Below are 14,468 nucleotides of genomic sequence, written 5' to 3' on the forward strand. Positions count from 1 at the left end.
TTCTGACTAAAAATTCGCTCAAATAAACTTCGAGAAATTCTTACCATTCAATCAATGAAATATTTTCGATCGATCAACCAGTAAAAATCCACACAAGTTGTTCTTCTATTCTCTTAATGATCTTCTCGATGATTCGTCATCATCAAGCTAGGTCGGCTATGTTACTCTAATCTAAACTAAAGTCAACAGGTAATTTCGATATTTTTAAAACCTACCAATCAACCCAAGAATCCAACCAATCTAGCCAAACCCTTGTTTATCAACAAGTTTTTATCTGCATCACCGCCGATGGATGTGCATTCTACACCATTTCAAAACACACGCAAGCACTTTTAGAAAATTTAAAATTCGGTTGTTTTTTTTTTAAACTTTAACTTACCTAATTTACTGATTTATATAATTTAAAAATTATTAATTATCTTAAAAGTGAGTTTAATCAACATAAATAACTGTAATTTAGTAACTTTTCAATAAATACGCTTTAATTATCAGCAAAAAAACAACTTTATCTTTATGTTTAGCTTTTATTTTAAGCATCTTACTCCATGCAAAAATTTGTCTCTTATTCGATTGATGTTTGAAACTTCACCACCCAAAATAAAAACAACGGCTTTGATGGCTCAAAACCGTTGTTCTCAGTATTGCAATACGTACTTTCTCTTAAGGAGTACTCCCTCTCACAATATTCAAGAAGTATAGATGACGTTCATATTGATCAATAATGTCTTGGATTAAATCTTCTTGCGTCCAATCCATCACATCATAATTTTGACCACCTTCTCTTAAGAACACTTCTGCTTGGAAATAATTCGATTCATCCTCATCTGCCCGCCCTAACATAAAGCTAGGTGGAACAGTGGCATGCGAAACCACTTTATAGGTAAAGTTAATTTCATGGTGATGATCGACATGCAGTTGCAGACCATTTTCAATTTCACGTATCTCCACTTCCAAGTGACGGCGTTTGAATTCACGCTGAATACTTTCAAAAGCCTTACGAACTTGCGTGTCGATATAGTGCTGAACTTCAGTTTCACTATGCGGATAATGCATAATTAAACCTAAACGCTGCTGCCAACTGCGTGGATTATTGATGGCACGTGGAGTAATACGCGCCTCTTGAATGGCCTTCATTTTAGTGACATCTAACTTCAAGGCTTTGAGTAAGCCCCAACTCATCAGCAGCATAATAAAAGTAAAAGGCAATGCACTCATAATAATAGAGGATTGCAATGCAGACAGACCACCAACCAACAGCAGGATAATGGCCAATGCTGCCATCAACACCGTCCAAAACAATCTTTGCCATGTTGGAGAATTCTCGGTTTTAGCGGTGAGATAATCGGTAACCAGCGCACCCGAATCCGCAGAGGTGACGAAAAAGAGCATCACCAATACCGTCGCCAATAAACTCATCACTCCTGAAAATGGCAAATGATTCAAAAATTCAAATAAAGCTACAGATGAATCGCTTTGTACGGCGTGAATGAGACTGACATTATGTTCTTGCATAATGTTAAACAGCGCAGCATTACCCAAGAACCCCATCCAGATGATGGTAAAACCTGTCGGGATCAGTAATACACCCACAATAAACTCACGGATGGTTCGGCCGCGTGATACACGGGCAATAAACATCCCCACAAATGGCGACCATGAAATCCACCATGCCCAATACATAATGGTCCAACCGCCAATCCAGCCATTCGGTTGATAAGCATAGAGGTTAAAGGTCATACCAAATAGGTTCGACATATACGAACCCATGTTTTGAATGGTCGTTTGTAGTAGATAGATACTTGGGCCAGCAATAAATACAAAGGCTAAAAGTACCAAAGCCAAGACCAGATTCAACTCAGAAAGACGTTTTACGCCTTTATCCAAACCGAGAAATACTGACATTGAAGCGAGAATACTGACAAAGACAATCAAACCCACTTGAATTTGGCTACTTTGCTCCACTCCAAATAAATAATGTAAGCCAGAATTAATCTGAGTAACACCAAAGCCTAAAGAGGTTGCTACCCCGAAAACAGTACCGATGGTGGCAAAGGTATCAATACTATCGCCCCAAGGACCATAAATCTTCTTACCAATAATAGGGTATAAGGCTGAACGGGTTTTTAACGGCAGATTATGACGATAAGCAAAATAGGCCAAAGCCAATCCGACCACGGCGTAAATTGCCCATGCATGTAAACCCCAGTGGAAAAAGGTAATCCTTAAGGCTTGTTGTGCAGATGCGATACTTTCAGGATCACCACTCGGTGGGCTGACATAGTGCATCACAGGTTCTGCAACACCGAAGAACATCAAACCGATGCCCATACCTGCGGTAAACAGCATAGCAAACCACGAACCATTGCTATATTCAGGTTGGCTATGATCTGGTCCTAATTTAATTTTGCCGCTGGCCGAACAGGCAATATAAATCAGTAAAATCAAAAACACCGCAACAGACAGGACATAGAACCAGCTAAAGGAATCTGTAATCCATTGCTTCAGTTGTTGTGTCAGAAATTCAAAGGAACTGGGTGCGATAATGACGATTGCGATAAAAATCGCAATGATAATCACCGTGCTTAAAAACACGTTTGGATTCACATTCGCAAACTGCGAAGATGGCTTGGAAGGCATAATTCCCCCATATTTTTTTAATGATAATGACAGACCCTAAGGGTCAAATAAGACATTCACATAGTGAATAAAAGCGAGTTCAGCGGTGTAAAACTCGATACTGATTATAAAAAATGTGAAAAATAAAGCAGTTGTAATGCTGTAACTGTATTTATTCTTTATCGCTCGATTGCTTAGGTAAATGGGCAATGTATTGTAATGCAATTAATCGAGAAACCACGACAGCGAGATACATCACCCCACCAAACATTTGTAGCATGGTTAATACTCTAGCGGCTGGGCTAATTGGCATCAAATCAGATAAACCCGTTGCTGATTGCAGACTAAAACTCAGAAATAATAAATCGAGCCAAACTTGTAAATCTTGTGGCTGATTTGGGTTTTGAAAACTATGGGGTAAAAGCAACTGGCAAATACTATATAAAAAGGCGAATGCCCAAGCGATGAGGGTAAAAACTGCACCTGCAGCAAATAATTCATCTTTGGTGAGATAACGATCTGCAAACATATAACGTAATAATCCATAAGCAGCATAAAAATACGCTAATGCTTCAAAACTATAAGCGATGATTTGAATTTTTGAATTGTCATAGCCAATAAAAATTAAAATTGAAAACAGAAAAGCACCACTGACAAAGACTAGGCCCCAAAATGTGAATACTGGTGTTTGGCGAATGACCTTGGCAATAATTAAGAGAGCTAAAACACCTAGTGACCAAGTTAAGGCACGATATTCACTATCTCCATAAGTCAACATCGCCATAACTAATAATGCCAATTGCACCAACAACAACCACGCAGAAGGTAATAAACGAAAACTGCCCCAAAATTGTTTTAAGCTTTGCATGTTGTTTTCCATGTGATTGTTATGATTTTCATTAAGTTAATGGCATCACACCGTATCTAAAAAGGCAACAATCATTTTAGAGAGTTCTTGTTGCAAACGTTGTTCTTCAATTAAAAAGGTATTTTTACTGGCATAACGCATCATGGTAAACAGGGTGCTGTTAATGATCACAAATGACTTATGCTTGAGTGTTTCAAAGTCCCAGTGTGGATAGTAACGCCCAAACAGGTACATCCCAATTTCCAGAAAATGCCTTTCCAGCACCTGTGCCGCGTCTGAATCACTGTAGGCATGCCAGTTCTTGAGGATTTCAATAAAAAAGCCCTGATCAGACTTCAACGATTCAAAGCCAAAGGCAATGCTTAATGTGATGACGTCCTGAATACTGGTTTGCTGTTGCAGCATCACCAACTGTTTCAATGCCTGCCCCAGATCCTCACTTTTACGTAGCAGCAGTTCCGCCACAATCTGTTCCTTGTTTTCAAAATACTGGTAAATCGAACCAACACTTACCCCTGATTTTTCAGAGATTTTCGGTGTAGTGACATGCAATACACCATATTCAGAAATGCATTTTTGCGTTCCCTCCAGAATACTTTCGACAATCATTTTTGCACGTTGCTGCTGTGGTCTTTTTCTCATGCTCAGCCTCAAGGAAAATGCGAATTGAATACGAATATTTATTCATATTAAGCTTTGATTAAATAACAATCAGGGGCTTTATGCAATGCAAAGCATCGTTAAACCTAAACGCTTAGCAGCGTTTGAAGACATGATTCAATCAAATATTAAAACCAAAATTCTTGGTTATATGACGCATCAACAAATTCAACCGAATTATCAAGAATATCTCTCCTTGAACACAGCGTTGCAAAGTGGTGATGAGCCGATGGATCAGGTGTTGCGCTGGGTGCTGCAAAACCCAAAACAGCACCGCAAGTATTTTGAAACGGCCCTATATGAGGGTTTGGACAAGCTGCCGCATGAGATTCCTGAACTCAGCAATTTTTTTCAGCTCATTGAGCAAAAACCCGTTTGGTACGACCAAGCCAAAGTCGATGAAGCACTTAAATTTACCTATCGCCTAGGCATCAATAACGGACTGATCCTACGAGATCTATCGCTAATGACAGGTTATTTGTACCCTGGTTTTAATCAACCCCTAGTCCTGACAGGTGCACTAAAAAAACAGGCGGGAACACGCTTAGCCGAAACAACTAAATGGTGGGTCGATATCACTGAACAAGATGGTTTTGAACGTTTTAGCAAAGGCTTCACCTCTACTATTTTTGTGCGCTTCATTCATTCACTGGTACGCTATCAATTACAAAAATCTGAGAAATGGGATGCTGAAACCTGGGGTTTGCCTATCAATCAATATGATCAGGCCATGACAAATATTGCCTTTAGCGGTGTGGTATTGCTGGGTATTCGGGCTTTGGGTATTTTTCCAAACAAGCAAGAAATTGACAGCTTTTTACATTTCTGGAAATACGCAGGCTGGTTGATGGGCATTGAAGAAAAATGGTTAGTGGATAATGAAGCTGATGGCTGGAAACTCATGTACTGGATGCAGTTTGCACATCCTCAATCTGATGAGAGCAGTGTTTGTCTTGGCTCTAGTCTTTCCAAAGAACCCTTTGAACGGAAATATCGTTACCTACGCTCTTTTCAGCAAAAACTCGCCTATAAGCAACACCTCGAAATTACCCAGTTCTTTATTGGACGTAAAAAAATGCAGAAATTGGGTTTAGCACCACAGTCAGCCTCATGGTTTGCCTATTATCTGATTGGTCGGAATTTAGCGTTGTATACAGGCGCCAAACATATTCCAAAATTAAATCAACTGCTTGAAGAAAAAGGACGGCATTTGCAACGAATCGGTTTGTCACTCTATCGTAATCAAGCGCAACAACTGGCCAGTATGCATCAATAATAGAAAAAGCCCTCAAATGTTGAGGGCTTTAATTCTTAGGATTCGATCTACTTAGTGATCAGATGCACCAGAGATACCAATACCTGTTTGTGAACGAACAAACTGAGCATCGAACGCTTTACGCTCTTTCTCTGCACGAGCTGATTTGTCAGTTACTGAGAAGAACCAGCAGCAAAGGAAAGATAATGGCATCGCAAAAATTGCAGGACCATTGAATGGATTCACTGCGGTGTCTGAAATTTTCAACGTGTCAACCCAAACTGCTTTAGAAAGAATGATCAGGGTTACTGCAGTCACTAGACCAACAATACCGCCAATGACTGCACCACGAGTCGTTAAACCTTTCCAGAACATAGACAATACGAGTACTGGGAAGTTTGCACAACATGCAACTGAGAATGCCAAACCAACCATGAATGCAACGTTTTGTTTTTCGAACAAAATCCCTAGAATCATGGCAAAGATTGCTAGACCTAAAGTCGCAATTTTTGACATACGTAATTCAGATTGAGGCGTAGTTTGACCTTTTTTGAATACGTTTGCATATAAGTCATGTGAAATCGCAGAAGCACCTGAAAGTGTTAAGCCAGCAACTACAGCAAGGATTGTTGCAAATGCAACTGCTGAGATGAAGCCCATGAACAAGTCGCCACCAACTGCATCACTTAAGTGAACCGCAGCCATGTTGTTACCACCAACCAACTCTAATTTACCTGTTACCGCTGCTTTAGCGACATCAAGGAACTGAGGGTTGTTAGAAACGAATAAGATCGCACCGAAACCGATAATGAAGGTGAGCAGATAGAAGTAACCAATGAAACCTGTTGCAACTACAACTGATTTACGAGCTTCTTTCGCATCTTTAACAGTGAAGAAGCGCATTAAGATATGTGGTAAGCCTGCTGTACCAAACATTAATGCAAGACCAAGTGATAACGCATCAATCGGGTTTGCAGCCAATTTACCAGGCCCCATGATTTTTGCAGCTTCATCCCAGCTAATGCTATGAGATTGGCTATACACACCAATCGCTTGATTGAACATGTTTGAGAAACTAAAGCCAACAGCTTTCATCACCATGAATGCCATGAATGTTGCGCCACTGAGTAACATTACGGCTTTAATGATTTGTACCCAAGTAGTTGCTAACATACCACCAAAAATTACGTATGCCATCATCAACAAACCGACGATTACAACCGCAATATTATAGTTCAAACCAAAAAGTAATTTGATTAACTGACCTGCTCCTACCATTTGAGCAATCAGATAAAATGCAACCACAACTAAAGAACTTAATGCAGCTAAGGTACGAACTGGTTTTTCTTCCAAACGGAAAGAAACTACATCAGAAAGATTATATTTACCTAAGTTACGTAAACGTTCAGCAACAAGGAAAAGTACGATTGGCCAACCGACCATGAAACCAAGTGAATAGAGCAAACCATCAAAGCCTGAACTGAACACAAGTGCTGAAATACCGAGGAACGATGCGGCTGACATATAGTCACCTGCAATCGCTAAACCATTTTGGAAGCCACTAATTCCACCACCTGCGGTATAGAAATCAGCTGTATTCGTGGTTTGTTTTGCTGCCCACTTAGTAATAAACAAAGTGAAACCAACAAAAATGGTGAACATGATGATTGCATGCCAGTTCGTTGCCTGTTGCTCTGCTGCACCTAAATCAGGGCCAGCAAATGCAACTTGAGAACAACATAGGCTTGCAAGCGCGAACAGTTTCGCTTTGAATGACGTCCCTTTCATCTCAGTGCATCCCTTTTTCATGTGTGATTGCCTCAACTTCCTTGAGAGCCTCTTCATTCAACTGATCCAGTTTATTATTGGCGATGTATGAATAGACACCACACAATAAAAATGACAGTACGATAATGCCTAAACCGAGGGGCATGCCCCATGTTGTTACACCACCACTAAAAGAACTTGCTAGGAACTCTTTGTTATAGCCAACTAAAAGCATAAATCCGACATAGATAAACAACATGATTGCTGTTAATGTCCAACTTAATGTACGTTTTTTGCTGACCATTTCTTGAAACTTTGGATTGTGTAGAATGCGTTCTACCTGTGAGTCATCCATCATTAACTCCTTATTTTTGTGTCCAGCCGTGGACCCCTTTTTTACTAGGGATTTTTCATTATTTAAATTAACAAGATTATGCTTGACTCGTAACTTAGACTTTGGTCTCTAAATACAAATCTCTGCTCATAACCCTTTTGATGCTTCGGGTATGATAGAAAATGGAGTTTGATCACGTGAGCAATATGAACAATTGGCTTATTATTGGGGCACTTGCCCTATATATCGCGCTGTTATTCGGCTGTGCTTTTTTTGGAGAAAAACATGCCAGTCGCTTAAGTACACGTGGTCGCATGTTGATGTTCAGCTTAACCTTAGGCGTATATTGCTCATCTTGGACATTCTACGGCGCAACAGGTGCAGCTGTCCGTGAAGGTATTATTTTCTTACCAATTTATTTAGGACCATTACTTTTTATTTGGTTTGGTTACGACATTTGGAAACGGTTAGGACGGATTCGTCAGCATCATGCCATTTCTTCAATTGCCGATTTCGTTGCTGCCCGATATGGCAAAAGCGGTAGTCTCGCAGCCTTAGTCACTATTCTTGCAGTGATTGCAATTATCCCCTATCTCGCTTTGCAATTAAGAGCGATTGCATTGAGTGCCTCCGTTGTACTCGAACAGAATGCACATGTTCATACCAGCACAAATAGTGTGTTATTACTTACAGCAGTACTTGCGATTTTGGCTATGATTTTTGGCACGCGGCATATTGCACATACTGAACAGCACGGCGGCTTAATGCTTGCAGTCGCTTTTGAATCTTTTGTAAAACTGTTTGCATTACTTAGCGTTGCAGTTTTTTTCTTATTCCAATCCCCAGAAAATATCAAACAAGTCAGCAATGATGTCACTCAACATTTTCAAGATTTGCAACAATTAGGGGTTCCTGAAACCTTCTGGGTACAAACCTTACTCGCTGCGCTAGCTATGATTTGTTTACCACGACAGTTTCATGTTGCCGTAGTCGAATTACGTGATGAAAAACATATTCGTGGGGCTAGACGCTGGTTTGCAGCTTATTTAATTTTAACCATTATGGCGATTATTCCTATCGCCAGTTGGGCCTTACACTCCCTCCCTGATACATTAGGTACACCTGATATTGCGGTATTGGCGCTCCCTCTAAGTTATCAGCAAGATTGGTTGGCATTACTCGCTTTTTTAGGTGGTTTCTCTGCTTCAACAGGTATGTTACTGGTTGCCTCAGTCGCACTTTCTATCATGCTCAGTAATGATTTAATTATGCCTGCTTTATGGCACTTTAAGATTATCTCTCGACATGATCAACAATTACCAAAAGTACTCAAACTGACTCGAAGAATTAGTATTATCAGTGTGATGTTACTGGGTTTTTTATTCTTCCACTTTTTTAATGACATTAATCAATTATCAGTATTTGGCCTATTGGCTTTTAGCGCAGTTGCGCAATTTTCGCCAGCACTCATTGGTGGTTTATATTGGCGTGGTGCAAGCCGTCAAGGTGTCTATGTCGGTCTGATCGTAGGCTTCATCATGTGGAGCTACACACTGCTCTTTCCTACTTTGTTACGTAGTCTCCCAGAACAATATCAAGCGTTCGCACAACATTTATTATTGTTTGGACCTTTCGATATTAATAGCTTACGTCCAGAAGCTTTGCTTGGTTTTGAATCTTTTGCACCATTGACCCATGGTGTCATGTGGTCTTTGGGACTGAATATTATTTGCTATATTTGGGGTTCTCGTTTGTACCGCCCAAGTGTTGCGGAACAGATTCAGGCTGAAAGCTTTTTCTACTATGAAAGCAAACCGTTACCCTCTACCCAGACAAACCTTGATTTAACCGATTTACCGCAAAATGCAGCACGGCTCAAAGTTGGCGATTTATTGGCTCTGGCTAAACGTATTACAGGTGATCGCCCTACGACTCAAGCATTCCAGCAATTTTGTGAACAAAATCATGTCGTACTCAATGAAAATCATGTAGCAAATGGCATGTGGTGGCGCTTCACTGAACAATACTTGGCAGGCATTATTGGTGCTGCATCAGCACGTACTTTACTCACCACCGCCATGATCAACAATGGATTAGCATTAGGGCAAGTCGCGAATATTCTCGATCAAGCTTCACAATGGCAACGCTTTAACCAAAATCTTTTGATGACAATGATCGACCATATGACTCAAGGGGTCAGTGTTGTTGATAAAAATATGTGCTTGGTTGCATGGAACAATCAATATCTTACCTTATTTGATTATCCTAAAGACCTTGTTTATGTCGGTTGTCCAATCGCGGATTTAATCCGTTATAACGCAGAACGGGGTGAATGTGGACCCGGTTCAGTTGAAGAACATGTGCGTAAACGAATTCACTGGATGAAAGTTGGCAGCGCCCATGAATTTGAACGGATTCGTAAAGATGGCTTGGTCATTCAAATGCGCGGTAATCCTATTGAGGGTGGAGGATTCGTCACCACCTTCGCCGATATTACTGCGTTCCGCGAAAATGAAGCGATTCTTGAAGAAAGAGTGAGTGATCGAACTCAACAGCTTGCAAATGCACTAGCTGAACAGCAACTTGCCCGTGAACAAGCCGATAAAGCCAATCAATCTAAAAGTCGATTTTTAGCAGCGGCCAGTCACGATTTGCTGCAACCGATGCATGCAGCACGTTTGTTCAGTACGGCATTGGAACAGAGTGTCAGCTCAACTGAAGATCAACAAACCTTACAACAACTTGATCGCGCACTGTATGGTGCTGAAAGCATGCTCTCTGCCCTACTCGATATTGCCCGTTTAGAAGGTGGAACCATCCAACCAAAACGCCAAGCGTATTCATTACACGACTTATTGAGTGATCTTGAACTTCAATTCAAATCAATTGCAGCGCAGCGTAATATTCAACTGTCTGTACACGATACTCAATTCTGGGTTGATACCGATCCACAATGGATGCGACGAATTATTCAAAATTTCGTTAGTAATGCATTGCGTTATACAGCACAAGGTCGTGTCGTTGTTGGTGTATTACGTTCTGCACAAAGACCAAACCATATTCGAATCGGTGTTTGGGATACAGGACCTGGCATCAATGAACAACAACGGGTGAAATTATTCCAAGAATTTGAGCGTTGTGGGCATACCTCCCCTTGGGGTGAACAAGGACTTGGGCTTGGTCTCGCGATTGTTCAACGTATGACCAGCCTGCTCGATTTCCCCGTGCATGTCTACTCAGAATTAGGTAAAGGTTCTTGCTTTATGATCGAAGTCCCGCTCGCCGAAGCACCAAAAATTCAAGCGACTACAACGCATGTGACCGCACTGCAACATACTGCATATAAAGTGCTTTGTTTAGACAATGATGAAACTATTTTACAAGGTATGCGGACTTTATTAAGCAAATGGGGCTATCAAATTTTTACCGCGACTGAACCGTCGGAAGCACTAAAACTAATTGAACAAGAAGATATTCAAGTGTGGTTAATCGATCAGCATTTAAATCATGATCAACGGGGATTAGATTTTATTGAACAATATCGCCCTGCACACATTCCAGTCGCATTAATTACAGCAGATTCTGATCCTGAGTTGCCTCAATATTTGAAACAGCAAAATATTGTTCTATTGAAAAAACCGCTCAAACCTGCGGGTTTACGTGCGTGGCTTTCTGCTTTAAAAATTATGCCAATGAGCTAAATGGCAAAATATTTTGAAACATAGGCAAAAACCATCAAAAAAAGCGCATTAAAATGACAATAAATTGACCAAAATGCTCAAAAATTTATTGGCTATGGCAAAAACGTTCACTTACACTAGTGAACGTTTGTACACTTACTTACAATTAATTAAGATATTGTTTTTGTTAATAAATATTACCACAAAAAACACATATACAACTTTAGTCGTATTCTACTTGTTTTCTGAATCACGCATAAATTGATCAAAATGATAGGAACCGATGTCTTTACTGTTTTAGGTTTCTAACACAATCGCCATAAAGGACATGATCATGAATAGCAATCAAGCCACTTCAGAACATAACGAGTTACAGTTTTATCGCCAATACAGTGCAAATGCATTATTACCAGAGCTCAACTGGCAGGATATTTTTGTACAGAGCAACTTAGATGATACTCATCTAAAAGCATTGAATACACTTTATCAAGCAGCCGTCCCCCTTGCCCTCAATGTATTCCATGAGCTGAATTTTGATGTATTTGCACCAGCAGCTTATCAACCACAAGGTCTAGGACTATTTGAAAAACTAGCGTTACAAGAACAAAAATTCTTGGATGTATTAGAAACAGAATCCGCTCATTTGGATCATGAAACTCGTCATCAAATGTGGAGTATGCTACTTCGTGGTGGTGCCGTGTTGGTCTTTAAAGCATGGTTAGCTCATGTCAAAGATGGCGAAAATCAACTGGATAAAAGTCAGTTCGATGAACTATCAGATTTATTATTTATTAAAACTCGCCCAGAGCAATTAGCACAACGTTTAAACGTAGATGCCAATGCAGAACTGACACACATTTTTTTGATGCATGAAAACGATGTATTTTTAGATCATTTCAATAGCTTGGAAACAGCGGCTTTATTTGTAGATTTAGGTGTTTATGACGCTGCTTTCTTAAGTTTACGTGATGATCGAGTCGCCGAATATCTCATCGCAAAAAACTATGTAACTCAAGAACAAATTGATGATTTACAGTGCGCACTAAATCCATTGTATTGCGATAGCTTAATGCCAAAACAAGACTGTTTGGCTTAAACTCAGAAAAAACAAGGTGGCTCAGCCACCTTGTTTTTTGTTAATTAGAACTTCATGCTCATCCGCATCCAGTAATTACGTCCAATATTATTAAACTGCTCAGTTGCAGCATAACCAAACATAGACGCACCCGCTTTATTTAAGTGCTCTGTATAAGCCTTATCTAAAACGTTATCAATCCCGACTGAAACATCGACTGCATTAGTTAGCTTATAAGTTCCATTTACAGCTAGGGTATCGAATGCTTTACTTTCATTCATGTCATAACCCACTACATTACCCTCATTCAAACTGATACGATTTTGTTTTGCAACAGCACGCCACAATAGACCTAAGCTATATTTTTCATCAACATAGCGTAAATTTAGTCGACCCTCTAAAGGTGCAATTTGCGGTAATGCGCGATGATCCGAAGTATTTTCTCCCCAAGCGTACATGGTTGAAAGATCCGCTTGGAAATGATCATTAAATTGATAACCCACCCCGACCTCTGCCCCAGCAATTGTGGCATCTACATTACGCGCAAGTGGTTTTCTTTTATCTGGTGTATTGTATTCAAGTAGGATGAAATCTTTGATTAATCCAGCATAAACTGATGCCCAAGCACTCCATGCACCATGCTCTGCTTGCAAACCGAGATCCAATTGTGCAGTGCGTTCATTGTTCAGATTGTCTAGATTATCCACCATTTTATATGTGGTTTTACCCATCATATCTGTGGAACCTACACCATGATCTGTCGTGGTGCTATACAACTCCCAAAAGTCAGGTGTACGTTCCACATATCCCAAACCTAGATAAGTCTTTAAACCATGTTCTGGGAGACTCTTTTCCAAGCGTACAAAACCACTTGGTAAAGTATCTTTACGATTTTTCGCATTTTGCAGATTGTCTATTTTGACTTGATCGACACGCGCTCCTGCTACGACTTTTTGATCTTGATCAATCGCATAAGTCCACTCACTAAATGCACCATAAGATTGAAATTTCAAATCTTCAGCATAAGGCGAATTCATTGATGGCATAGCATACATGACCATATCACCACCATGCTTATTCTGCTGCGTATCTACACCTGAAATGACGCTAAATTTATCCCAATCTGTCGTTACAGCTAAACGGGTATTTAAAGTACGACGATCAACCCGCATCGACATTTTATTTGGCACAGTCATATTCATTCCGTGCATATTCATGGTCGTCATTGGCGGCGTACGTAAGCTAAAATTATCCATGATATGATCGTTATAGCTGTAGTCCACTTGGGCTTCAACTTTCTTGATCACCTCTGTAATATTTTTCTGTTCAGCGTGTAGACCAAGGCTTTCTCGTTTAAATTGCGAACCATCCATGCTACGACCAGCATATGCCGCTTCGCCATCTGCTTTACCCGCACGAAACTCTAGCCAAGAATCTTCTGAAGGCTTCCAGCCTAAGGCAAGATCGGCATTCCAGCGCTCCCAATTTGAATGAATGCTTTTATCGTTGCCATCTTTATAATCATCTGCAACAGATCGATTGGCATTTAAACGAGCATATTTGGTTTCATCGCCAATTGCCGCTTCAATATTATGATCTAGACGACCATATGAACCCATCAAAATACTGGCTTGGCCACGATAAGGCTGTTCTTTGCTAAGATTTTCAGGTTGACGCTGAAAAATGACAGTTGCAGCCGAACCAGGCGTTGCGTACTGAACAGTTTGCGGCCCTTTAATCACCGTAATTTTATCGAAGCTTTCTGGCTGAATATAAGAAGTTGGTGCATCCATACGATTCGGGCACGCACCTAAATTTTCACTACCATCAACCAACATTTTAATACGTGAACCAAACATGCCACGAAAGGTGACATCGCCATTGGTTCCACCATTTTTAATGGCACTAAATCCCATAATGTTTTGCAAATAATCTGCACCGTCTGTTGCGGGAATAGGTTGAATTGCTTGCTTAGGATCAGCGTGAATAATCAATCCATTTGCATCATTTGGCTGCTGTGCTGTAACGACAATAGGTGCTAATACAACAGGGGTTTTATCGGACTGGACATCCATATTTGCCCATAATAATGTGCTATTTGAGGCAGCAAGAATCGCAACCGTAAGGGGCTGTAATAAAAATTTAGGTTGAGCCATGATCGGTCTCTCTTAAAACATAAGTAAAACTAGGCTAGAGTTTTGAAAACCCCAATG

At 40.3% G+C, this 14,468-nt stretch carries 9 protein-coding genes; 3 read left to right on the plus strand and 6 right to left on the minus strand.

The window, feature by feature from the left end; genetic code table 11:
- Window positions 1-660: 660 nt before the first annotated feature.
- From CDG56_RS10730 to CDG56_RS10740, 3 genes are all read right to left on the minus strand, one after another.
- Window positions 661-2,637, minus strand: coding sequence for a BCCT family transporter (locus tag CDG56_RS10730; RefSeq protein WP_087547861.1), 1,977 nt, complete (start codon window positions 2,635-2,637; stop codon window positions 661-663).
- A gap of 151 nt (window positions 2,638-2,788) precedes the next feature.
- Complete coding sequence (locus CDG56_RS10735) at window positions 2,789-3,484, minus strand: ion channel (RefSeq protein ID WP_005155251.1); 696 nt, start codon at window positions 3,482-3,484, stop codon at window positions 2,789-2,791.
- Between the two features lie 45 nt (window positions 3,485-3,529).
- Window positions 3,530-4,126, minus strand: coding sequence for a TetR/AcrR family transcriptional regulator (locus CDG56_RS10740; protein ID WP_087547862.1), 597 nt, complete (start codon window positions 4,124-4,126; stop codon window positions 3,530-3,532).
- 85 nt (window positions 4,127-4,211) lie between these two features.
- Here CDG56_RS10740 and CDG56_RS10745 point away from each other — a divergent pair, with 85 nt between their 5' ends.
- Entirely contained in the window at window positions 4,212-5,420 is a 1,209-nt protein-coding gene (locus CDG56_RS10745) for an oxygenase MpaB family protein (protein WP_087547863.1), read from the plus strand.
- A gap of 51 nt (window positions 5,421-5,471) precedes the next feature.
- Here the strand turns inward: CDG56_RS10745 and CDG56_RS10750 are convergent, their stop codons facing one another.
- Both CDG56_RS10750 and CDG56_RS10755 read right to left on the minus strand, forming a co-directional pair.
- Window positions 5,472-7,187, minus strand: a complete 1,716-nt coding sequence (locus tag CDG56_RS10750) for a cation acetate symporter (RefSeq protein WP_034602428.1) — start codon at window positions 7,185-7,187, stop codon at window positions 5,472-5,474.
- Window position 7,188: 1 nt separating this feature from the next.
- The gene (locus CDG56_RS10755; RefSeq protein ID WP_005155260.1) at window positions 7,189-7,521 is read right to left on the minus strand and encodes a DUF485 domain-containing protein; all 333 of its coding nucleotides are present in this window, start codon (window positions 7,519-7,521) and stop codon (window positions 7,189-7,191) included.
- A gap of 185 nt (window positions 7,522-7,706) precedes the next feature.
- Here CDG56_RS10755 and CDG56_RS10760 point away from each other — a divergent pair, with 185 nt between their 5' ends.
- Both CDG56_RS10760 and CDG56_RS10765 read left to right on the plus strand, forming a co-directional pair.
- Window positions 7,707-11,201: a PAS domain-containing hybrid sensor histidine kinase/response regulator gene (locus tag CDG56_RS10760; RefSeq protein WP_162620875.1), complete on the plus strand. Its 3,495-nt coding sequence runs from the start codon at window positions 7,707-7,709 to the stop codon at window positions 11,199-11,201.
- Window positions 11,202-11,514: 313 nt separating this feature from the next.
- Window positions 11,515-12,276 carry a hypothetical protein gene (locus CDG56_RS10765; protein WP_087536725.1) on the plus strand — a complete coding sequence of 254 codons (762 nt, stop codon included), beginning with the start codon at window positions 11,515-11,517 and terminating at the stop codon, window positions 12,274-12,276.
- 44 nt (window positions 12,277-12,320) lie between these two features.
- Here the strand turns inward: CDG56_RS10765 and CDG56_RS10770 are convergent, their stop codons facing one another.
- Entirely contained in the window at window positions 12,321-14,411 is a 2,091-nt protein-coding gene (locus CDG56_RS10770; RefSeq protein ID WP_087536724.1) for a TonB-dependent copper receptor, read from the minus strand.
- Window positions 14,412-14,468 lie beyond the last annotated feature (57 nt).

The organism is Acinetobacter sp. WCHA39, assembly GCF_002165385.1.
In the GTDB taxonomy this organism is placed as follows: domain Bacteria; phylum Pseudomonadota; class Gammaproteobacteria; order Pseudomonadales; family Moraxellaceae; genus Acinetobacter.

What these genes read in the sequence shown, in the direction of transcription:
- CDG56_RS10730 (WP_087547861.1), bottom strand. Translation starts at nt 2,637, where the DNA reads ATGCCTTCCAAGCCATCTTCGCAGTTTGCGAATGTGAATCCAAACGTG.
- CDG56_RS10735 (WP_005155251.1), bottom strand. Translation starts at nt 3,484, where the DNA reads ATGCAAAGCTTAAAACAATTTTGGGGCAGTTTTCGTTTATTACCTTCT.
- CDG56_RS10740 (WP_087547862.1), bottom strand. Translation starts at nt 4,126, where the DNA reads ATGAGAAAAAGACCACAGCAGCAACGTGCAAAAATGATTGTCGAAAGT.
- CDG56_RS10745 (WP_087547863.1), top strand. Translation starts at nt 4,212, where the DNA reads ATGCAAAGCATCGTTAAACCTAAACGCTTAGCAGCGTTTGAAGACATG.
- CDG56_RS10750 (WP_034602428.1), bottom strand. Translation starts at nt 7,187, where the DNA reads ATGAAAGGGACGTCATTCAAAGCGAAACTGTTCGCGCTTGCAAGCCTA.
- CDG56_RS10755 (WP_005155260.1), bottom strand. Translation starts at nt 7,521, where the DNA reads ATGGATGACTCACAGGTAGAACGCATTCTACACAATCCAAAGTTTCAA.
- CDG56_RS10760 (WP_162620875.1), top strand. Translation starts at nt 7,707, where the DNA reads ATGAACAATTGGCTTATTATTGGGGCACTTGCCCTATATATCGCGCTG.
- CDG56_RS10765 (WP_087536725.1), top strand. Translation starts at nt 11,515, where the DNA reads ATGAATAGCAATCAAGCCACTTCAGAACATAACGAGTTACAGTTTTAT.
- CDG56_RS10770 (WP_087536724.1), bottom strand. Translation starts at nt 14,411, where the DNA reads ATGGCTCAACCTAAATTTTTATTACAGCCCCTTACGGTTGCGATTCTT.